The sequence below is a fragment of the Photobacterium sp. ABD4_091 genome (assembly GCF_056160145.1).
On record NZ_JBSWWQ010000001.1, the window covers coordinates 763,123 to 784,105 of the forward strand.

General features: G+C 52.6%; 17 protein-coding genes. 14 read left to right on the forward strand and 3 right to left on the reverse strand.

Annotated elements, in window-relative coordinates; genetic code table 11:
- The first annotated feature begins 555 nt into the window (after positions 1 to 555).
- The 8 genes from ACXAGQ_RS03235 to ACXAGQ_RS03270 all read left to right on the forward strand — a co-directional run bounded on the left by ACXAGQ_RS03235 (position 556) and on the right by ACXAGQ_RS03270 (position 9,125).
- Complete coding sequence (locus ACXAGQ_RS03235; RefSeq protein WP_475251780.1) at positions 556 to 1,503, forward strand: FliM/FliN family flagellar motor switch protein; 948 nt, start codon at positions 556 to 558, stop codon at positions 1,501 to 1,503.
- A gap of 2 nt (positions 1,504 to 1,505) precedes the next feature.
- A complete protein-coding gene (fliN, locus tag ACXAGQ_RS03240; RefSeq protein ID WP_475251782.1) occupies positions 1,506 to 1,880 on the forward strand; it encodes a flagellar motor switch protein FliN in 375 nt (124 codons plus the stop codon).
- 46 nt (positions 1,881 to 1,926) lie between these two features.
- Positions 1,927 to 2,637, forward strand: a complete 711-nt coding sequence (gene fliP / locus ACXAGQ_RS03245; protein ID WP_475254651.1) for a flagellar type III secretion system pore protein FliP — start codon at positions 1,927 to 1,929, stop codon at positions 2,635 to 2,637.
- A complete protein-coding gene (gene fliQ, locus ACXAGQ_RS03250; RefSeq protein ID WP_475251784.1) occupies positions 2,637 to 2,906 on the forward strand; it encodes a flagellar biosynthesis protein FliQ in 270 nt (89 codons plus the stop codon). The genes fliP and fliQ overlap by 1 nt, the downstream gene beginning before the upstream one ends.
- Entirely contained in the window at positions 2,893 to 3,684 is a 792-nt protein-coding gene (gene fliR, locus ACXAGQ_RS03255) for a flagellar biosynthetic protein FliR (protein WP_475251786.1), read from the forward strand. The genes fliQ and fliR overlap by 14 nt, the downstream gene beginning before the upstream one ends.
- 1 nt (position 3,685) lies before the next feature.
- A complete protein-coding gene (flhB, locus tag ACXAGQ_RS03260; protein ID WP_475251788.1) occupies positions 3,686 to 4,828 on the forward strand; it encodes a flagellar biosynthesis protein FlhB in 1,143 nt (380 codons plus the stop codon).
- Positions 4,829 to 4,907: 79 nt separating this feature from the next.
- Complete coding sequence (gene flhA / locus ACXAGQ_RS03265; protein WP_475251790.1) at positions 4,908 to 7,004, forward strand: flagellar biosynthesis protein FlhA; 2,097 nt, start codon at positions 4,908 to 4,910, stop codon at positions 7,002 to 7,004.
- 366 nt (positions 7,005 to 7,370) lie between these two features.
- On the forward strand, positions 7,371 to 9,125 hold the full coding sequence (locus ACXAGQ_RS03270) for a formate--tetrahydrofolate ligase (protein ID WP_475251792.1): 1,755 nt from the start codon (positions 7,371 to 7,373) through the stop codon (positions 9,123 to 9,125).
- Between the two features lie 116 nt (positions 9,126 to 9,241).
- On the opposite strand, the gene ACXAGQ_RS03275 is transcribed toward ACXAGQ_RS03270, so the two are convergent.
- Both ACXAGQ_RS03275 and ACXAGQ_RS03280 read right to left on the reverse strand, forming a co-directional pair.
- Positions 9,242 to 10,492: a NupC/NupG family nucleoside CNT transporter gene (locus ACXAGQ_RS03275; RefSeq protein WP_475251794.1), complete on the reverse strand. Its 1,251-nt coding sequence runs from the start codon at positions 10,490 to 10,492 to the stop codon at positions 9,242 to 9,244.
- A 383-nt stretch (positions 10,493 to 10,875) separates the two neighbouring features.
- Complete coding sequence (locus ACXAGQ_RS03280; RefSeq protein ID WP_475251796.1) at positions 10,876 to 11,529, reverse strand: hypothetical protein; 654 nt, start codon at positions 11,527 to 11,529, stop codon at positions 10,876 to 10,878.
- A gap of 282 nt (positions 11,530 to 11,811) precedes the next feature.
- Here ACXAGQ_RS03280 and ACXAGQ_RS03285 point away from each other — a divergent pair, with 282 nt between their 5' ends.
- From ACXAGQ_RS03285 to ACXAGQ_RS03300, 4 genes are all read left to right on the forward strand, one after another.
- Positions 11,812 to 12,312, forward strand: a complete 501-nt coding sequence (locus ACXAGQ_RS03285) for a YfbU family protein (protein ID WP_475251798.1) — start codon at positions 11,812 to 11,814, stop codon at positions 12,310 to 12,312.
- Between the two features lie 319 nt (positions 12,313 to 12,631).
- Positions 12,632 to 13,900 carry an ABC transporter substrate-binding protein gene (locus ACXAGQ_RS03290; RefSeq protein WP_475251800.1) on the forward strand — a complete coding sequence of 423 codons (1,269 nt, stop codon included), beginning with the start codon at positions 12,632 to 12,634 and terminating at the stop codon, positions 13,898 to 13,900.
- A complete protein-coding gene (locus tag ACXAGQ_RS03295) occupies positions 13,897 to 16,257 on the forward strand; it encodes an ATP-binding protein (protein WP_475251802.1) in 2,361 nt (786 codons plus the stop codon). Before ACXAGQ_RS03290 ends, ACXAGQ_RS03295 begins: the two co-directional genes overlap by 4 nt.
- Positions 16,244 to 17,515 carry a sigma-54-dependent transcriptional regulator gene (locus ACXAGQ_RS03300; RefSeq protein WP_475251804.1) on the forward strand — a complete coding sequence of 424 codons (1,272 nt, stop codon included), beginning with the start codon at positions 16,244 to 16,246 and terminating at the stop codon, positions 17,513 to 17,515. The genes ACXAGQ_RS03295 and ACXAGQ_RS03300 overlap by 14 nt, the downstream gene beginning before the upstream one ends.
- Positions 17,516 to 17,568: 53 nt before the next feature.
- On the opposite strand, the gene ACXAGQ_RS03305 is transcribed toward ACXAGQ_RS03300, so the two are convergent.
- On the reverse strand, positions 17,569 to 18,588 hold the full coding sequence (locus ACXAGQ_RS03305; protein ID WP_475251806.1) for a porin: 1,020 nt from the start codon (positions 18,586 to 18,588) through the stop codon (positions 17,569 to 17,571).
- Positions 18,589 to 18,891: 303 nt separating this feature from the next.
- On the opposite strand from ACXAGQ_RS03305, the gene rlmA reads away from it, so the two are divergent.
- The gene (gene rlmA, locus ACXAGQ_RS03310; RefSeq protein ID WP_475251808.1) at positions 18,892 to 19,710 is read left to right on the forward strand and encodes a 23S rRNA (guanine(745)-N(1))-methyltransferase; all 819 of its coding nucleotides are present in this window, start codon (positions 18,892 to 18,894) and stop codon (positions 19,708 to 19,710) included.
- A 156-nt stretch (positions 19,711 to 19,866) separates the two neighbouring features.
- Positions 19,867 to 20,835, forward strand: coding sequence for a ChaN family lipoprotein (locus ACXAGQ_RS03315; protein WP_475251810.1), 969 nt, complete (start codon positions 19,867 to 19,869; stop codon positions 20,833 to 20,835).
- Positions 20,836 to 20,983 lie beyond the last annotated feature (148 nt).

The following is a 20,983-nucleotide window of genomic DNA, read 5'->3' on the forward strand; positions in this document are numbered from 1 at the left end:
ATTTTCGCACTGAGAAACAACGAGAAAAATAATGCTTGCACGCGTATCTTTATTAATATCAACTTAATTTATATGCAACAAGACACGTCTATTATTATATTTGTCAATAAAGCAAGACATTGTGGGTGGATATTAGGCAGCATTTAATTGATTTACTAGGCAGTAATTTGTGCTATTTATTTTGCTTGGCTTAAGATCACGTTTTAATATTTGGTTACAAACAGCTAAAAACTACAATACAATTACAACAAAAACAAACCAAACCATGAAAATTAACAAAATAAAAACAAACAAGCCGAAAAATCATGCACAAGCGCACACTTTCAAGACAGTCTCAAATTTACTCTTATTGATATAAAGAATAATAATGTGATCTTGATTCATCAAATAATTAAAAATTCATTTAAAAAATTTAATTTGCAAGAAATTGACACTTATTTTCAAGCGTTTGAATTATTGAAAAAATGCTGATAGAAATAATCGCCGAACAGATGCAAGCAATTTATTGAGCTTATTAAGCTATTAAGTTTAACTTTTATATCTTCGGGATTATTAATGAAACCGAGCATTAGCAAGAATAAAGTCAAACCGAGGAATATACAGAGTTCAAAGAATGTATTCCCTATCGACATTCGTTCATTAGGAAGACCTTTAAATGCTGCTCAGCAGTCTTTGTCGCCTTATATTTCTCTGTCGGTAAAAGCACTAGAGCAAACACTGAACAACATGACTAGGCGAACGGATTGCCATGTCAAACTTCTCAGTTATGGATTGGACGTTAGCTACCAGGAAATAAAAGACAGAGAGCCTATTTGCTTTAGCCATAATGCATTTGGCGGCCAGTGTCTTGTCAGTATTTCCCAGCCACTCACCCACCTAATTGCCGAAGCATTTTATGGTGGGACGCCTTGTTTTTCTCTGGCAAACACTATCAGCCATGACACGGCTAGCAACATGCAGGGGAATGAGGATACCGAGTTCAGCGACGAAGAGACGGTAGCCTTAACCAAAGTGCAGCCTATGAACGCCAGTGAAAAACGCGTTCAAGCCCGGCTTGCAGCGACTCTACTCAATGAAATCAGCCACCAGTGGCAGGTTTCAAACGAGCAACCTGCATTCAACAATGGCGTACTGCACGCCAAATTTGCGATCCAGATAGGGCAAAGCTACGGGGAAGTTCACCTCCACCTTGATGATGACCTGCTGCTGCAATTAACGGCAAAGGACGTTGCTACCCAGGCCGAGCCGATGAAAGTCGAAAGCCTGCGCGAGATGCACCTCAAACAGGTACCGCTTCGCCTCAATGCCGTACTTAGCCGCCAGACTCTGACCCTCGATCAAGTCATCAACTTGAAGGTTGGAGACATCATCTCGTCCGATATTCAGGAAGTGGTTGATGTTCACGCCGGAACACTACCTCTGTATCAAGCCCATATCGTTGAGCGAAATGGTCATTTGGTCTTGCAAGTTATCGATAATATTACTCCTCAGGAGCGACACTGATTATGAACGAACAAAACATCCAACACCTGCTTGATGGCGATCTGAATATTGATGCCGATGTCGCAGACATCTTCGAGACGCCAGCCGCATCCGAGACGCTGGACCAACCATCTAACGCACCACGTGACCTTGGCTTTTTCCGCCAGATCCCTGTAACGGTCACGCTGGAAGTCGCCAGCACCGACATCGCCCTTGGAGAGCTGCTGACTGTCGGGCCAAATTCGGTGATTGAACTGGATAAACTCAACGGCGAGCCGCTTGATGTCAAGGTAAATGGCCGTCTCTTAGGCCATGCCGAAGTGGTTGTGGTTAATGACAAATACGGCCTGCGCCTTACAGATATTGCCGAAGATGCCCTGCATGACGTCACGGCATAAAGCGCACATGCCGGTTTGGCTTAAGTTACTGCCTGTTGCGGCACTGATGCTTGGCTTTTCCGGCCAGGCATTGGCCGATCAGGGGATTGCCTTCATGTCTGTGTTTGACGGCGAAAGCAATCAGGAATACTCGGTCAAGGTCCAGATCCTGCTGTTGATGACAGCGCTGAGTTTTCTGCCGTCGATGCTGCTGATGATGACCAGCTTTACCCGAATCATCGTGGTACTGGCGATTCTCCGCCAGGCACTCGGCCTGCAGCAGAGCCCGCCAAACCGGATTTTGATCGGTATCGGCCTGACCCTGACCATGCTGCTAATGAAGCCGGTCTGGGATCCCATCTATACCGACGCCTATATGCCCTATGACAATGGCGATATCACCCTGCAGCAGGCTGTCGCCGTAGCCGAAAAGCCGGTAAGGGCATTCATGCTGGCGCAAACCTACGAGAACTCGCTCGAGCAGATGCTGCGTATAGCCGGGGATCCACTCGACCTCGAGCCAGAAGAGATCAGCTTTGCGGTGTTGATGCCGGCTTTCGTACTCAGCGAGCTAAGGACTGCTTTCCAAATCGGTTTCATGCTGTTCATCCCGTTCTTGATCATTGATATCGTCGTCGCCAGCGTGCTGATGGCCATGGGTATGATGATGCTGTCACCACTCATCATCTCACTGCCGTTCAAACTGATGGTGTTTGTGATGGTTGATGGCTGGACCATGACAGTCGGTAGCCTGACGGCCAGTTTCGGAGGCTTGTAATGGGGATAGATGCAACTGCTAACCTGTATGCCGATGCCATCTATATGATCATCTCAATGGTGGTTATCCTGATTGGCCCGAGCCTGCTGGTTGGCTTGGTGGTTGCCGTTTTCCAGGCGACGACCCAAATCAACGAACAGACCATGAGCTTCCTGCCAAGGCTGCTCACCACCCTGCTGATGCTGGTATTTGCCGGCCCGTGGTTGCTGCGCAACATCAGCGACTTTTTTACCTCGCTGTTCCACACGATAGCCAATGTCGTTAGCTGATAGCCTGGTAAACCTGACCTTTGCCGAAATCACCGCCATGGCCGGCCAGCTGTGGTGGCCATTTTTCCGCATCTCGGCCGCCTTCATAACCATGCCATTTATCGGCAATGCGCATATCAACAACCGCACCCGGTTGCTGCTGGCGCTGTCAGTTTCCCTTATTGCCGCACCATTGCTGCCACCTATGCCAGCGGTTGACCCGGTATCACTCAAGGCTGTAGCGCTGGCGGGAGAACAAATTGTTATCGGTGCCCTGCTCGGTATGTGCCTGCAATTCCTGTTTGCCGCCATGGCGATGGTCGGCCAGATCATGTCGATGCAAATGGGCCTCGGGATGGCAATGATGAACGACCCGGCCAACGGGGTCACCGTCGCCCTGCTGGGCAACTATTTCTTGATGTTCACTACCTTGTTGTTCCTTGGCCTTGATGGCCACCTGGTCGCTGTGGATATCATCGTCCAGAGTTTCGAACGCTACCCGGTCGGTGGCGGCTTCGATGTGGTGTCTTTTGCCCGATTGATTGATCTCTTCGGCTGGATGATGACCGCTGCGGTTACCATTGCCCTACCGACAATCGCCGCAATGCTCACGGTTAACCTGACTTTCGGGGTCATGAACCGTGCCGCGCCGTCGCTCAACGTTTTCGCCCTCGGCTTCCCGATGTCGATGATGCTCGGGCTATGCGCCGTCTTATTGTCGACATCTGGCCTGCCAAGCATTTATGCCGAGCTTTGCCACCAAATCCTCAGTGAAATGCGCCTAATGGGAGGAAACTGATATGTCCCAGCAGCAGAGCAGCCAAGACAAGAGCGAAAAACCCAGCCCGCAGAAACTGCGCAAAGCCAAACGCGAAGGCCAGGTCGCTCGCTCCAAGGAATTCGTGGTCGGGGTGCTGTTCATCGCTATCGCCCTGTTCCTGTGGGCCTATGGCCCCTTCCTCGGCGAGCAAGCTGAGAAGTTGTTCACCATTAACTACCAGCTCAGTGCCGCCGAGCACAGAGAGCCCGATATCATGGCCCGCAAGCTCGGCGAAAGCGTCCTGCTGCTGGCTGGCATCTTCGTGCCCATGGCGATGGTGCTGATCATCATGACGATTCTTGCCTCTATGGTACCGGGGGGCTGGGTCATGTCGCTCAAGCCTATCCAGCCCAAGCTGAGTAAAATCAGCCCGCTGGCCGGTCTCAAGCGCCTATTTTCTATAAAGTCGCTGGTTGAGCTGGTTAAATCCATCCTCAAGATAGCCTTGATTTCCACCGTACTGTATACGCTGCTCGATAACAACCTTAGCACCCTGATCGCCGCCCAGCGGGCACCGTTCGAGCAAGGCGTGGGGATCACCCTCAACCATATTATTAAGGCACTGATCTATTTTGGCATCGTGGTACTGCTCATCGGCTTGATTGACATGCCCTACCAGCTATGGAACCACATCAAAGAGCTGAAGATGACCAAGCAGGAAGTGAAGGACGAGCACAAAAACAGTGAGGGTCGGCCGGAGGTCAAACAGCGTATCCGACAAATCCAGCAGCAGATGTCGCGCCGCCGGATCGACAACTCGGTGCCGACTGCCGACGTTATCCTGACCAACCCGACCCATTATGCCGTCGCCCTCAAGTACGATCTCAGCCGGGCCGGTGCCCCTTTTGTCGTCGCCAAAGGGGAGGACGAGATGGCCTTACGCATCAAGGCCATTGCCGAGCAGCACCAGATAGAGGTGATTAACCTGCCGCCGCTAACCCGGGCCATTTACTTCAATACCCGGGTCGACCAGGAAATACCGGGGCCGCTGTTTGTCGCTGTCGCCCATGTGCTGACCTATGTGATGCAGCTCAAAGCCTATAAAGAGGGTAAAGAGGACAAACCTCAGCCATTGCCGAGCTTTGCCATCCCGAAGCAGCTGCTGAGCCCAAATAAACCTTAACGAAACCAACAGATACAGCAACACCACCAACACTACGACCAACAACAATAAGCAACGTCAACTTTGAGCTAGAAGTCCTATGAAAGCGAAACTGCAACAACTGTTTCCGAACCTGACCACCAGCTACCTGGGGATCCCCATCATGCTGCTGGCGATCCTGGCCATGGTCATTTTACCCTTGCCGCCATGGCTGCTCGATACCCTGTTCATCTTCAATATCGTACTGGCAGTCATTGTGTTGCTGGTTGCGGTCTCGAGCAAACGACCACTCGACTTTTCGGTGTTCCCGACCATCTTGCTGGTCGCCACCCTGATGCGCCTAACCCTCAATGTCGCCTCGACCCGGGTGGTGTTGCTCAACGGCCACCTAGGCGGGGATGCTGCCGGTAAGGTGATCCAGGCTTTCGGTGACGTGGTGGTCGGCGGTAACTATTTCGTCGGTATCGTGGTGTTCGTTATCCTGATGATCATCAACTTCGTGGTGATCACCAAAGGGGGTGAGCGGATCTCCGAGGTCTCGGCCCGCTTTACCCTCGATGCCCTGCCGGGCAAGCAAATGGCTATCGATGCCGACTTGAACGCCGGCCTGATTGACCAAGACCAAGCCCGTACCCGCCGTGAAGACGTCGCCCGAGAAGCCGACTTCTATGGCTCGATGGACGGTGCCTCCAAGTTTGTCCGCGGGGATGCCATTGCCGGCTTGATGATCTTGGTTATCAATATCTTGGGCGGTATCACCATTGGTATGGTGCAGCATGACCTGGCCGCCAGCGAGGCATTCCAGCGTTTTGCCCTGCTCACCATTGGTGATGGCCTGGTGGCACAGATCCCTTCGCTGCTACTAGCGACGGCTGCAGCCATTATCGTCACCCGGGTCAACGACAGCGGTGATATCTCGGTTGATGTCCACCGCCAGATGCTCGCCTCACCAGCGACCTTGTTTACCGCCTCGGCCATCATGCTGATCATCGGCCTGGTACCGGGTATGCCGCACCTGGCTTTCTTTGTCTTTGCTGCGGTACTGGCCTATGCCGGCTGGAAACAAAGGCGGATTGAAAACGACCCTGAGCCGCTTGAGCAAGCCGAGGCCGTTGCCGAGGCCATTGCCCAGGACAATACCCCGACCCTGGGCTGGAATGATGTGCCTACCGTCAACCCGGTTGCCCTCGAGCTTGGCTACCGGCTAGTAAACCTGGTCGATAAAAACCAAGGCGAGCCGCTGGCCCAGCGTATCCGCGGCGTCAGGAAGACGGTCACCGAGCAGGTGGGTTTCTTGATCCCGGAAATTGCCATCCGCGATAACCTCAAGCTCAAACCGACCCAGTATTCCCTGATGCTTCACGGCGAAGTCATTGCCCAGGGTGAGATCGACCCCGAGCGTTTGATGGCCCTTGCGGTCGGTGAAGTCTACGGCCAGCTTGATGGCGTACTTGGCAAAGATCCAGCCTATAACCTAGATGCGGTGTGGATTGAGCCGGCCAACAAACCCCAGGCGCTCAACCAGGGCTATTCCGTGGTTGATGGCGCAACGGTAATTGCCACCCACCTAAGCAAAATCATCAAGGAGCACCTGGCCGAGCTATTCTGCCACGATGATGTCGAGCGCTTGATGGAACGCCTTGGCGGCTCGGCACCCAAACTGATGGAGGCGCTGACTGGTCAGCTCAACCACCAGCAGCAAATGCGGGTCTACCGCCAGCTTTTGGTGGATCAGGTGCCCATCAAGGATATCGCCAATATTGCCTCGATCATGGTCGAGAGCAGCGAAATCACCAAAGACCCTATCCTGATCGCAGCCGATATCCGCAGCGGGCTCAAACGCTCGCTCACCAATAGCCTGGTCGGCCCGAGCAAGGACTTCAACATCTATACCTTGAGCGACAACCTCGAGAAAATGCTGATGGCCTCATTGGGCAAGGCCCAGCAGAACGGCGTGCAGATGGCACTGGATAGTTTCCCGGTAGAGCCTAGCCTGCTCGCCCAGCTGCAGCAAAATATGCCGGCAGTCAAAGAGCAGCTCAAGCAAAATGGCTTCAAGCCAATCCTGCTGGTCACCCCACAGCTAAGGCCGCTGCTGGCTCGCTATGCCCGCACCTTTGCCAAAGGCTTGGTGGTGCTTTCCTATAACGAAATCCCCGAGGACAAGAATATCAATGTGCTCGGTCATCTGGGGTAAAGCAAACTCGTAAAACGCTCATCACTCTTGCTTCCGAACTGGAGCCTACCGGGAATCCAGTTCGGAAAGCGCCTGTTGAAATAAGTAGCCGTAAATTTCCTCCTCTACCAAGACAGCAAAATGACGTTACAGAAACAAAAAAGTAACACCACAATTTCCCTTACTCATCAACAACTTCAGATAAACAACAAGCTAGTAAAATAACATCCCCATAAAGATTGACCAATCTCGTGACATATCCATCCGTATTTATCGCTTTACCCGTGATAAAATTATGGTATAAATCCAACGCAAACGATTGCGCAACTCATAAAGCCTGCTTGCGCGATATATACAAAGTTACCAAATGCGAGGTTATGGTCGTCCATGAAAAGTGATATTGAAATTTGCCGTGATACATCACTCACCCCGATTGATCTCATCGCTCAGCAGGCTGGCCTGCTTCCTGAAGATCTGACTCCGCAAGGCACATTGAAAGCCAAGGTGAAGCCTTCTGTCCTCAAGCGCTTGGCTGACAAGGAAGAAGGCAAGCTGGTTGTCGTGACGGCAATCACCCCAACGCCACTTGGCGAAGGCAAAACCGTAACCACCATTGGCCTTGCCCAGGGGTTAGCCAAGATTAACCAATCGGTGATGGCATGTATCCGCCAGCCATCGATGGGCCCAGTGTTTGGTGTCAAAGGCGGTGCTGCCGGTGGCGGTTACAGCCAGGTCGCACCAATGGAAAAACTGAACCTGCACCTGACCGGTGATATCCACGCAGTAACTGCAGCCCATAACCTAGCTGCAGCCGCTATCGACGCCCGTGTTTACCACGAACAGCGCCACGGCTACGAAGGCTTTACCGAAAAGACCGGCATGCCTGCCCTGCGCATTGATATGGACCGCATCGTCTGGCGCCGTGTGATGGACCACAATGATCGTGCTCTGCGCATGATCACTGTCGGCAAAAACCAACCAGGCAAAACCATCAACGGCCTTGAGCGTGAAGACGGTTTTGATATCTCGGCGGCATCTGAGCTAATGGCTATCCTTGCCCTGTCGAAAGACCTGGCTGACATGCGCCAGCGTATCGGCCGTGTGGTATTGGCCTATGATTTAGATGGCAAACCTGTGACGGCAGAAGACCTGCAAGTTGCCGGTGCAATGGCCGTAACCATGGTTGAAGCCATTGAGCCAACCATGATGCAAACACTGGAAGGCGTGCCGACCCTGATCCACGCCGGCCCATTTGCCAACATCGCCCACGGCAACTCGTCAATCATTGCCGACCGTATCGCCCTGAAACTGGCCAACTACACCATCACCGAAGGGGGCTTCGGCTCTGATATGGGCTTCGAGAAAGCCTGTAATATCAAAGCCCAGCAAGCAGGCCGCGGCCCTGATTGTGCTGTTGTCGTTGCTACCCTGCGCGGCCTTAAAGCCAACTCTGGCCTATATGACCTTCGTCCGGGCCAAGCGCTGCCACAGGCCATCTTCGAAGAAGACGAAAAAGCGCTGGTTGCCGGTTTTGAAAACCTGAAATGGCACATCAACAACGCTGCCAAGTACGGTGTGCCTGTTGTTGTGGCGATCAACCGTTTCCCGCAGGATACCGATGCTGAACTGTCTCAGCTTAAAGCGATGGTTGAAGCTGAGCAGTTCTCTACCCATGTCGATGTGGCAATCAGCGAAGCCTTCGGCAAAGGCGGTGAAGGTGCCGTTGAGCTAGCGAAAGCGGTGACCCGTGCCTGTGAAACACCGGCGAACTTCAAGCCGCTGTACGAACTGTCACAGACGCTGGAAGAAAAGCTAATGACTGTTGCCGAAGTAGGCTACGGCTGCCGCGGTGTTGAACTATCTGAGCTTGCCAAAGAACAGCTGGCCCAGTTCAAAGCCCAGGGCTATGACAACTTGGCACTGTGCATGGCAAAGACCCCGCTGTCTATCAGCCATGACCCAAGCCAGAAAGGCGCACCGAGCGACTTTATTGTTCCAGTTCGCGAGCTCAAGCTGTGCGCTGGTGCCGGTTTCGTCTACGCCCTGTGCGGTAATGTGATGACCATGCCTGGCCTGCCAGAGAAGCCAGCCTACCTTGGCCTGGACATTGATGCTGATGGCAACATTGTTGGCCTGAGCTAAGTGTTCGAAAACACTGCATAGCCTTATATGACCACAAGCTCCAAAGGTCTTACCCGATAAAAAAACGCCAGCAAATGCTGGCGTTTTTGTTATTGTCCTTTTTATTTTTTCCGAGTCTACACCAAACTGACAAACAGCCCGGCCACAGTGGCATTGAGCAGGTTTGCCAACGTTGCTGCCACCAGCGAGCGTACACCCAAGGTTGCAATCTCATGGTAGCGGCTTGGTGCCATCACCCCGATACTGCCGAGCATAACCGCAATCGAACCGAAGTTGGCAAAACCGCACAGGGCAAAGGCAATGATCGCCTCGACACGGGGCTCCAAGATACCTTCAGCAATCATAGGTGCCAGCTGCGAGAAGGCGACAAACTCATTGATTGTAGTTTTAGTACCGAAAATAACCGCCATCTGCTGGGCAGAGTCAAAATCCCAGATCCCTGCCATGAAAGCGAACGTCAGGAACAAGTAGCCGAACAGCACATCCAGACTTAGCTCAGGCATACCGAACCAGCCACCAACGCCCGACAGCATGCCGTTGATCAGGGCAATCAGGCCGACAAACGCCAATAGCATCGCACCGATATTCAAGGCGACCTGCATCCCTTGGGCTGCACCCTGGGCTGCCGCATCGATCACATTGGCAGGTTTTCTTTGCTCCTGTTGTTGCTCCTCGACACAGCCCGTCGCATCCTCGGTTTCCGGGATCATCAGTTTGGCCATCATCAAGCCGGCCGGGGCAGCCATAAATGAAGCCGCCAGCAGGTACTCAAGGGGAATACCCATCTGGGCGTAACCTACCAGCACCGAGCCCGCGACCGAGGCCATGCCACCAACCATCACGGCAAACAGCTGGGAGCGGGTCATGGTTGGCAAATATGGACGGATCGTCAAAGGGGCCTCGGAGATCCCAAGGAAGATATTGGCAGTGGCTGAAATCGACTCAGGACGACTGGTGCCAAGCACGCGTGCCAGCCCACGGCCCAAGGTATTGACGAGCAACTGCATGATACCAAGATGGTAGAGTACTGATACCAAGGCTGAGAAAAACACCACCACCGGCAGCACCCGAAGGGCAAGGACAAAGCCATTGCCGCCAAACAGCTCGAACATCTTGTCGGACACCAGGCCGCCGAACAAGAAGCCAATCCCGTGATTGCTGTAGTTGATCACGGTCTGCACACCGTTGGAAAAATCAGACAGGGCTTCCCGCCCAAGCGAACTGTAAAGGACAATGGCGGCAAAGCCCATCTGGATAGCCAGGGCGCCTAAAACAGTACGCCAATTAATACGATCGCGTTGTTCAGAAAGGAAATAAGCCAATACAACCAGCAGCAGAATACCGATCAGACTAGAAAAGATTTGCATAGATAACTCATAGAAACAATCAGGCAGTGCCACACCCTGGCCGTGTTGTCCAGAGCCAGTCAATTGTCCAAAACAATCCGATCCAAAGTGCTTGGGGCGCTACCTAGGTACACCTCTGCCCGGGACAAAATCTCAGGCACCAAATGCACTCGATTTCCCTCTGCTTTGAATCCTTGCCTCCTGGCGGCATTTTGTTCGTATGAATAAAACGGGGATTCTCGCGCAATATGCGAGTGGGCACGGGCAAGCCGTGCGGAAAAACGCGCGCAGGTTAAGGAGTTTTGTGAACAACTGCAAGGTATGCTGTGCCAAGCGATAAGGAAAGCAGCAAACCGGATGAAATGCCAACAAACACATTAGCTCCACAAATCCAGCATTGCGGGCTATTTGCTGAGGTAATCATTGTCATGGAAGGTTCTCACCCACTGCGGCTGGTACACCACAAGCAGAGTGATTGCCATCCCGTTGAGCAGGGCTTCGGGGAACAGCAGCAGCGGTGTCAGCACCAAATAGTTTTCGACGATATAGTGCCAGCTGTACAAGCCACTTCCCCACATTACCCCACCATTGAGCAGTTGGTGGGCAGCAATCGTAAACGCACCGTTAAGAAAAGCTGCAACGAAGATATAGATAAAAAGGTGGTGGGCCAGGTAGCGGTAGGTCAAGCGAAACAGACAAAAACTCAGCCAAGCAGGGAATATTACCGAAACCACCAGATAAACACCGATATCGGCAGCGGGCAACAAGCCAAAAGCAGCCAGTAGCAAGGTAGGGATAACACCGATTAAGGCAGCGATGCGCCAGCCATGACACAGCGCCAAGGTGGTCAAAGCCAAGAAGTGCACCTGCAGCCCAGCGGACAGTCCTGCCTTGAGGCTCCATAGCAGAAACAGCACCACCACACTGGCAAATACCCAGTGCTGGTAATCCTTTTCCTGCCGAAACTTAGGCCAAAACTCCCGGGGGAAACTGACAGCAAGCGTTATCGCCGCAAGTAAAAAGCCGACTAACTGTAAACCGCTTATCACCTCAAACATCCTTGTTCCATTCCTTTTCAACCCCAATTGAAAATCCCTTGCACCGCATCACACCATCCACGTGCTTCAATGCAATAACCACCGCCCAGCAAGCCCCTAAACCCAGGTAATAATTAGGGATATAGTTTGATTAATTCGCCAAATTGCAGTGGATTTGGATAGACTTTATACGATTAGTAATTTTTAACAAAAAAAAGTTAGCAAGACGTAACCAGATCAATTTTTTTTCGTTTTATCCTGTTAACCTCAATGCCAGCTCAATAAAAATTAAGGCCTATCATTATGGAAATGACTAACGCACAACGCCTGATCCTCTCTAACCAATACTACTTGATGTCTAAGCTTACGCCTGAGAACGAAGCCAAATACCGCCGCCTGCAAACTATCGTGGAACGTGGTTACGGCCTGCAGATGCGTGAACTGGACAAAGAGTTTGGTGATTTACCTGAAGACAAATGCCGTGAAATCATTGACTTCATGGAAATGCACCATGCTATGCAAGAGTCTTACAAAATGCTGTCTGAAGAAAACCAGAAGCAAGTTGATCAGCGCCGCCTTAACTTCCTTGGCTTTGATGCGGCAACAGAAGCCCAGCATGTTCACTATGTTCGCTTCCTGACCGAAGAAGAGGGTCTGTACCCGCAGTTCGACAAGTCAGAGCACCAGTTCAACAGCCAGGTGCCAATGCTGGAAAAATACCAGCGTATGCTGCGTACTTGGCGCAACTGCCCACGCCAGTACCACTTGTCAGCTTCAGAGATCCAGCAGGTTCTCAACGCTTAAGTTTCTCTCTATGATTCAGCCAACAAGCCGGAGCCCATGCTCCGGCTTGTTGTATTTATACCTGCCGTCACTATTTCCTGGCCTATTGGGAAAAATCGCCACCCGGCTTGGGATAAGCCTTGACATCCCCTTCCTGATAGCAAAAATGTGAGCCCTGCCGATAAACGCTCACCCTTTGGGTCAACTTCGACCCTTAACATTCAGCGCATGCGGTAAAAGCGGTATACCACTAATAAATCAAATTATTCTCTGCCAATTCCGCTACTCTTGGTACCGTTTTCCCTGTATACAAGGAAACATTCTGGTTGGTTGATCTCTGATGATGAAATTTCTCTATGCCGTCATACTGTTATTCTCGCTCTCTAGTTGGGCCAAGCCAACCGATCAGCTGATCATCCTGACTACGTTTACTATCGAATCACTGCAGCCGATACTGAAGCAGTTCAAGCAGCAATACCCTGAGGTTCATTTCACTATTCTCCACCGCCGGGAAACGTCCAGCCTGCGCCTGCTCAGCCACGAAGACCATGATATTGATATCGTGATTTCCTCCTCGCGCTCTTTGTTTACCCCGTTGGTTGCTGAAGACCGCCTGTTGCCGCTCAATGCGCTCAATTTCGACACCACCTTCCAGCAGCAGCGTTTTATGCAGGACTCAATCGACAATGTCGCTATCTTTGGTTATTCCGGCTATGGGCTGATGTGGAACAAGGATTACCTAGCAAAGCACCAGCTTCCGCTGCCCAATAAGTGGGAGAGCCTGGCGGATCCGCGCTACTTCCGCCACCTGGTAATGAGTAGCCCGTCCCGCTCTGGCACCACCCATATCATGGTCGAGAATATCCTCCAGCATTACGGCTGGAAGAACGGCTGGCAGCTGCTGCTGCAAATCGGCGGCAACCTATCCTCCGTGTCGGCCCGAAGCTATGGGGTCAAAGACAGTATTGCCCGCGGCCTGGCCGGGATCGGCCCGATCATTGACAGCTATGCCTATGAAAGCCAGAAGCTGTTTCCCTTTGTCCAATTTGCCTACCAGCCGAAAAGCCCGCTACTGCCGAGCTATGTCGCAGCAGTCAAAAACATCAACCAGGCACGGCACAGTATCGAGTTTATTGAGTTCTTGCTATCGGACGAGATCCAGCAAACCTTGTCGAGTAGTTCACTCAACAAATATGCCCTAAACCAGGCCATGACCCAGCCATTCGAGATCGCTTCGATAGACCACCAGCTGATGGAGGATCGCTCGACCTTGGTCAAGCAGCTGTTCGAGCAAACCATCAACCACCAGCTAATCCGCCTGAACCAGGCTTGGCAGCTGATCCACAAGGTCAAGCAGATTGACACATTGACCCCGGAAGAGCAGCGCCAGTACAACTTGGCAATCAGATTGGCGACTACCCCGCCGGTTTCCGAAGTCCAGTCGCGCAACCCGCAGCTAAGAAATACCCTCACCATGTCAAGAACCGATATGCACACAGCCCGGTACATCAAGGAATGGCGCAGCTTGATGGCGGAGCAGCTTGACCAGGCCATCAGCATCTGTGAACGGCTGCTCAATAGCCATGGCCAGAGCTGGGGGCACCAATGATCGGCAATACCATCGGCAACCGCCTGATTGCGTCGATTGCATTCATGGCTTTCTTGACGATCAGCGTCAGCCTGATAGCGATCGTCAACTGGGAAAGCTTGGACGACCAGATCCAGACCATGGTTGAGAAGAACATGCCGACCCTTCGGGCCAGCTACCAGCTAGAGCGGAATACTGCCGGCCTGCAGGCTGCCCTGAACCTGCTAAGCAACAACACCGACCCGATCCTCCACGCCGAGTTGAAGCAAAATATCAACAGCAAGCTTGCCAAGATCAACGCGGCAATCGTGCAGACATCTGGCCTGAAATTTCACTCAGCCATCAAGGCCGAGCACGATACCCTGTTCAGCGATATCGAGGTCTATGCCAACCTGCTGCACCAGCGCAATACCCACCTGTATGTACTGGCGCAAACCGAAAGCAATATCAAATGGCTGCACCATGACATGGTCGACGAGCTCACTCCTATCCGCCAGGAAGTGGAATGGCAGCTGACCCGGATGCTGCCCAATGCCTTGGCATCCAGCACAATCAACGAAGTGATGACCGAGTTTTCCTTGCTGCAGGCCATTACGGTGAAAGAAAACGAACTGCACCAGCTGGTACAGGAAATCATCCTCCAGCGGCAGGAAAGGGATATCAGCAACGCCTTCTACTTCATCGGTTATAAAACCGAGGAAATCAGCAAGATGAGCCGGAGCCTGAGCCACTATTCCTCGACAGCCTCCTACCGCCAGCTGCTTGAGGAGCTCATTACCCTGGTTGAGCCAGGCGGGGTGCTGGAAAAGCAGCTACTGAAAGACTACCAACTGTTCTTGCAGATCACCCAGTACCAAGACAAAATCCAAGCCCAGCTGGCCTATCAGGAAGAGCTGATCCTGACGATGGTGGAGCAGGAAGACGCCTCGCTGAATGTGCTCAATGAAAATACCCGCCAGGCGATTTCCATCAGTAGCCTGATCCTGTTTGGCACCATAGTGATCACCCTGTTCCTGTCAGTCATGCTGTCGATTTACCTGGTCGGCCAAGGTATCGTCAAGCGGCTTAACCTCTTGTCCCAGGATCTCATTGCCGTTGCCAACAACCAGCTGGATGCCCAAATCCAGGTGACCGGCAATGACGAAATCGGCCAGCTGGGCGATAACCTCCGCCAATTCTGCCGCCAGATGCAGGAAATGCAGCAGAGCAATGCCCTCAACCTGATCAACAACACCCAGGCGAGTATCATCACCTGCAGCCTCGAAGGCATCATCGAATCGGTCAACCCCAGCGCCATGAACCTTTTCGACAACATCGAGGTGCCCCATAACCGCTCGATTTGGGAGCTGTTCAGCCCAACCATGCATGCTCGTCTGCAATCGCTGTTCACCGAAACCAGCCCGCTATTTAGCTTAGGCGGGTGCAACCTGACCTTGAAGCAGAAGAAAGTCGACCAGGAGAACCTCTACCTGCGGTTGGACTTCCGCCTGTTCCAGCAGGGGCAGAAAGAAAAAGTGATCATCACCATGACTGATATCACCGAGCAGGAAAAAGCCGCCCGCTGGCTAGAGAAGATGGTGCGTGAAAAAACCCACTCGCTGACCAGCCGCAACCGACAGCTGAAGCTGGAAATCGAGGATCGCAAACGGGTAGAAGACGACTTGCGCGCGACCCAGGACGAACTGATCCAAGCAGCGAAAATGGCCGTGGTGGGGCAAACCATGACCTCCCTGGCCCATGAGCTCAACCAGCCGCTGTCGGCTATCTCGACCCATATTTTCACTGCCAAGCTGGCACTGGACAAGCAGCGGCTGGATCAGCTGCCGGCCTCACTGGCGAAAGTGGAGGATCTTGCGTCACGAATGGGACGGATCATCGCCAGCCTCAAGAGCTTCTCGAAAAAACAGTCATCCGACAGCCCGATGCGGCAGGTAGAGCTCAACGCTTCTATCAAACAGGCAATGATGATTGTCGAGAGCCGGGCCAAAGTGCAGCAGACAGAAATCCGCAGCCTGCTGACCTCCCCATGCTACTGCTATGCCGACCAAGTCCAGCTCGAGCAGGTTCTGGTGAACCTGCTGGTCAACAGCTGCGATGCCGTTGCCGGGAGCGAGCAGCGCATTATTACCCTTGAATCCCTTGGCTGCCAGGCTGGTCGATGTTGCCTGGCGGTCAGTGATAGCGGCAATGGATTTGCCGCCGAAATCATCGAAAAACTATTTGTACCATTTACCACAACCAAAGAAGTGGGGCTCGGCCTCGGGCTGAGTATCTGCCGTTCAATCATGAACCGCCTTGATGGTGATATTTTCCTAGCCTCGAACCTACAAGGGGGTGCCATGGTCGTGTTGGAGCTAAACAATTATGATAATGAATAATGATATTGAAGTACTAATTATTGATGATGACCAGGACGTGTTGGACTCTTATCAGCAACTGCTAGAAATGGCTGGCTTTAAGGTCAAGGCCATTACCGATCCAACACTTGCTACCACCTTGCTGCACAAGCACTGGCCCGGTGTTGTGGTGACCGACATGTACATGCCAGGTCTCAGTGGCATGGATCTGCTGGAGTACATCAAGAACCTTGACCCCGAGCTGCCTGTTATCATGATCACCGGCCATGGGGATATCCCTATGGCGGTCGATGCCGTGAAGCGCGGGGCGCTCGACTTCCTTCAGAAACCGCTGCAGCCAGCAGAGCTGCTGGCCCTGCTAGAAAAGCACCTGCCTACCCGGAAGGCGGTTATCGAGCAGCGCGAGGCCATCGGCCAGTCCACCAATGAAATACTGCTTGGCGAAAGCCCACTGATTGTTAAAATCCGTGAAAAAATCACCCAGATCGCCCTGACCTCCAAAGATGTCCTGGTCGAAGGGGAAAACGGCACCGGCCGCCATACCGTGTCCAAGCTGCTGCACCAGCACAGCCAGATGCACAAAGGGCCGTTCATTGCTACCCAGGGCAGCAATATTACATGCACCGCCGATCTCCAGCGGGCAATGATTTCCGCCCGCAGCGGCAGCATCAGCTTGAGCGAGCCCCAATGCATGCCGCTGGAAACCCAGCAGTGGCTGTGCCGCTTCCTGCTAGAGCAAGAGCGCCAGAACAAAAAAGAAGTACGAGTGCTGGCCATTACCGGTGCCAACCCTGAGGCCCTGGTTGAGCAAGAAGTCCTGTTGCCGGAGCTGTTCTATTTTCTCAGCCAGGTTCGCTTCCAGCTACCGCCACTGCGCCAGCGGGTCAGCGATATCGCCCCGCTGTTCAAATACTTCCTGAAGCAAAGCTGCCAGAAGCTACACAAACCGGTGCCGGCTATCGACAAGGCGTATATCAATACGCTTAACCGCCACGAATGGAGCGGCAACGTCCTTGAACTGAAAAACGTCGCTGAGCTATATGCCATCGGCATCGTGAAGCTAGCCGGGCAAGACCGGACCAAACCCTTGGAGCACATGAGCAGCCCGCTTGATGACCTGGTCGACAGCTACGAGAAACAGGTGATTGAAGATGCGCTGTACCTGTTTGCCGGCCGCATCAATGACGTGTCAAATTATTTGCAGATCCCGCGCAAGAAACTGTATTTAAGAATGAAAAAACACAGCCTCGACAAAGCGGAATACAAGGCCAAGGGCTAACCTACCCCGCTAAAAGGTAAGCCAGCAATTGCTGCTGGCTTACTGCTTTGCCGTTAGTACTCATAACGTAGGCCGAGGAACATATAGTCATCGTCGGCATCATCGTCGAATACCTTGCCTTCGCCATCACGGAATACATAACTGCCGAAGATCGACGAGCGCAATGTCAACCGATACTGGGCTTCCAGGGTGTAATCGCTTAGCTCCGCCTTGTCACCGTCACTGTTCTCCAGCCAGCGGTAGCCGCCGCGCAGCACCCAATCATCATTGACTTCATAGACCGCGGTAAACTCGGCCACCTCGTCCTTGCTCTTGGTGCCGTTGTTGTTGTCCACTTCATCCTCTGAGTAAATCAAGCCCAGCACTAGGTCACCGATATAATAACTGGCACCGACACCCCACACGTAATAGTCGAGCCCGCTGTCATCACCCTCGTCGACCTGGTAGACCGCAACGGGTGCCAATTTGCCTGCATTCCCCATGTCAAAAGTGTATCGCAGGGCAATGTTGTAGCCGGTATCCAAATCAGACTCACCGTTGCCGAGAATGTACGCGAGCGACACATCTAAATATTCGTAGCTATTTTGATACTGCAGCGTACCGTCTTGGCGGAAAACCTGCGTGGCTGTACTATCCACCGCTCCCACTTGTCGTGCAATGGCAATATCTGATGCGGCAAATACATCGACAATATCGGTAAACATGATCAGGCCCGAAGCCACACGGCCACCGGTATATCTACCGTACTGTGAAGCATCAACCCCCGCCCAGACATATCGGGCAGTAAAGCTGTCATTCCCCTTGCCTGCATTCGCTCCTTCCGCTGCGTTTACTTGGTACTCCGCCCAGCCAATCACCGAGACATCATCATTGACGGTCTGCGAGCCACCGAGGCCGAGTCGGGCATCGAACTTACCTTCCACGTCACTGGTGCCTTTGTCGGTAACGTTAAATGCCAAACGGCCATAGATATCAATGGTCGAACCATCATCCCCCTGGAAAACCGTCCCCGCCTGGGCATAACCTGCTCCCAACAACGCCGATACTGCCACTGCTAATGCTACTCTTTTCATGTTCAACTCCTGTTGTACATTTTTATTGTCGAGGCCATCATTTGCCCCGTAAAAAGCACTGCTATTCGTTATTTGCGACATGCTACTTCAACAAATCAAGCACTTATTCGCGCCTATTCAGCATAGTACAGATGTCGAAATGTTGAATACTTGTTGCAAATTTATTGAACTTTTATGCACAAAAGAGAATGAAGCTTTGCCTCTGCTTCGCGCCGCCACCTGTATGCCGGTGACCCTGCGCTTGCAGGCGTCTATGCCGGGCGTTTACAATATTCCGCCTACTCCTTTAGTTCGGTAACACCTATGCCATACCAATGTCCCCTTTGCCACCAATCGCTAAACCAACAAGGCAGAACCTGGAAATGCGCCAGCAACCACCAGTTCGATCAGGCCAAGGAAGGGTATGTCAACTTAATGCCAGCACACCACAAAGGGTCAAAGAACCCGGGAGATAACAAAGAGATGATGCAGGCCCGCCGCCTGTTCCTCGACGCTGGCCACTATGACCCAATGCGCCAGCAGGTTATTGGCCAGCTGGAAAAGCATTTGCCAGAAAATGCCGAGCAGCTATTGGATATCGGTTGTGGCGAGGGATATTACACCTCCGGCTTTGCAGCGGCGCTCGAAACGCACCCTGCCCTTGAGGTACACGGTTTGGATATCTCGAAAGTAGCAGTACGCTACGCGGCCAAACGCTACCCGACCTGCCATTTCTGTGTCGCGTCCAGCCACCGCCTGCCGTTTGCCGACCATTCCCTCGATGCCATTGTCAGGATCTATGCCCCGTGCAAGGCAGAAGAGCTCAAGCGTACGATGAAAGTCGGTGGCATTATTGTTACCGTGACACCCGCCGCCCGCCATTTGTACCAGCTGAAAGAATTGATTTACGACGGTGTAAGGCTGCATGACATGGACGCTGAGAGCATCGATGGGTTTGAGCTCATCGAGCAAACCCAGCTTCACTACGACATGGTGCTCAACGGTGAGGAAGCCACAGCACTCATGCAGATGACCCCGTTTGCCTGGAAGACCAGCGACGAGGTTTGGCAGCAACTGGCGCAGAGCAAGCAGTTCCGCTGCGAAGCCGACTTTGCCATCCGGGTTTACCAGCGCAAGGCGTAGCCCCTTTCATCCAACCACCAAGACAAACAATAGTAGTTATCAATTGCAATTGATAACTACTATCAACTCATCTATCATCACAGCTTCTATACTTAATGTTCTGTTTGCCGTGTATTTTTTACCCGGCTCCAATCAACCCACTGTGATTTGATACCCATGAAGAAATGGCTTTCCCTCGGCCTAGCTAGCCTAATGTTTGGCTGCGCCTCCCAGCCTGATGTCGCTGATATGAACAACCAAGTTGGTGCTTCCCCGCTGCCGCTGACTATGTATGACTCGGCTATCCAGTCGCCAACCGGCCAGCCGATGACACTAGCCCAACTGGCTGAGGCATTGCGCGATGCCGATGTCGTACTGGTCGGCGAGTGGCATGGCCACCCTGGCGCGCACCTGATGCAGGCCCACCTTTTCGCAGCCTTGTACCAGCAGAATCCGGCTATGGCCTTGTCGATGGAGCAGTTCACCCGCGACAAACAGCATGTGGTTAATCAGTACCTGGCTGGAGAAATTGGTGAGAAAACTCTGGTCAAAGAAGGTAATGCCTGGCCAAACTACAGCAGTGACTACCGCTCGCTGGTCGAATTTGCCAAGGCAAACCAATTGGATGTCATTGCAGCCAACGCACCGAAATCCATTGTCCGCTGCATAGGCCAGCAAGGTGAAGGCTATTTGGATCTGCTCCCGGCAACCGAGCGCAAGTGGGTTGCCGAGCAACTGACCCTGGGTGATGATGCCTACCATGCCAAGTTCAATGCCTCGATGCACCATGGCGATGAAGAGAAAACCAAACGCCAGTTTGCCGCCCAGACCGCCTGGGATGACACCATGGCCGAAAGCATGGTGGACTACCTTGCCCTGCACCCTGGCAAGCAAATTATCCATGTCGCTGGCCGCTTCCACGTCGCGGAAGGCTTAGGCACCGCTTCTCGGATCACTGCACGCAACCCAGACTTGAAAGTCATGATGGTGACACCTGTTACCGAGAAAAGTAACGTAGCAGAAGGCTCGCCAGATTTTACCTTTGAGGTCATGCCGCTGCCGACGGCCTACGTCGACAAAGACAAAATGAAAGCGGCCATGAAGGCCATCTACGGCAGGAATAAAGGGTTGAAGTGCTATGAATAGCCCAGCTGGAAGCTGATTGCCTTGAAAAAACAGACCCCACCGGCGGCCAAGCTTGTGGGGTCTTTGGGAGAGATACAGCTAATATCTCATAGGGCTTATTATTTCCCACCCGACCTGTTCCTTTCCTGAACACCTTGCCATCACAGCA

What these genes read in the sequence shown, in the direction of transcription:
- ACXAGQ_RS03235 (WP_475251780.1), top strand. Translation starts at nt 556, where the DNA reads ATGAAACCGAGCATTAGCAAGAATAAAGTCAAACCGAGGAATATACAG.
- fliN (WP_475251782.1), top strand. Translation starts at nt 1,506, where the DNA reads ATGAACGAACAAAACATCCAACACCTGCTTGATGGCGATCTGAATATT.
- fliP (WP_475254651.1), top strand. Translation starts at nt 1,927, where the DNA reads ATGCTTGGCTTTTCCGGCCAGGCATTGGCCGATCAGGGGATTGCCTTC.
- fliQ (WP_475251784.1), top strand. Translation starts at nt 2,637, where the DNA reads ATGGGGATAGATGCAACTGCTAACCTGTATGCCGATGCCATCTATATG.
- fliR (WP_475251786.1), top strand. Translation starts at nt 2,893, where the DNA reads ATGTCGTTAGCTGATAGCCTGGTAAACCTGACCTTTGCCGAAATCACC.
- flhB (WP_475251788.1), top strand. Translation starts at nt 3,686, where the DNA reads ATGTCCCAGCAGCAGAGCAGCCAAGACAAGAGCGAAAAACCCAGCCCG.
- flhA (WP_475251790.1), top strand. Translation starts at nt 4,908, where the DNA reads ATGAAAGCGAAACTGCAACAACTGTTTCCGAACCTGACCACCAGCTAC.
- ACXAGQ_RS03270 (WP_475251792.1), top strand. Translation starts at nt 7,371, where the DNA reads ATGAAAAGTGATATTGAAATTTGCCGTGATACATCACTCACCCCGATT.
- ACXAGQ_RS03275 (WP_475251794.1), bottom strand. Translation starts at nt 10,492, where the DNA reads ATGCAAATCTTTTCTAGTCTGATCGGTATTCTGCTGCTGGTTGTATTG.
- ACXAGQ_RS03280 (WP_475251796.1), bottom strand. Translation starts at nt 11,529, where the DNA reads ATGTTTGAGGTGATAAGCGGTTTACAGTTAGTCGGCTTTTTACTTGCG.
- ACXAGQ_RS03285 (WP_475251798.1), top strand. Translation starts at nt 11,812, where the DNA reads ATGGAAATGACTAACGCACAACGCCTGATCCTCTCTAACCAATACTAC.
- ACXAGQ_RS03290 (WP_475251800.1), top strand. Translation starts at nt 12,632, where the DNA reads ATGATGAAATTTCTCTATGCCGTCATACTGTTATTCTCGCTCTCTAGT.
- ACXAGQ_RS03295 (WP_475251802.1), top strand. Translation starts at nt 13,897, where the DNA reads ATGATCGGCAATACCATCGGCAACCGCCTGATTGCGTCGATTGCATTC.
- ACXAGQ_RS03300 (WP_475251804.1), top strand. Translation starts at nt 16,244, where the DNA reads ATGATAATGAATAATGATATTGAAGTACTAATTATTGATGATGACCAG.
- ACXAGQ_RS03305 (WP_475251806.1), bottom strand. Translation starts at nt 18,588, where the DNA reads ATGAAAAGAGTAGCATTAGCAGTGGCAGTATCGGCGTTGTTGGGAGCA.
- rlmA (WP_475251808.1), top strand. Translation starts at nt 18,892, where the DNA reads ATGCCATACCAATGTCCCCTTTGCCACCAATCGCTAAACCAACAAGGC.
- ACXAGQ_RS03315 (WP_475251810.1), top strand. Translation starts at nt 19,867, where the DNA reads ATGAAGAAATGGCTTTCCCTCGGCCTAGCTAGCCTAATGTTTGGCTGC.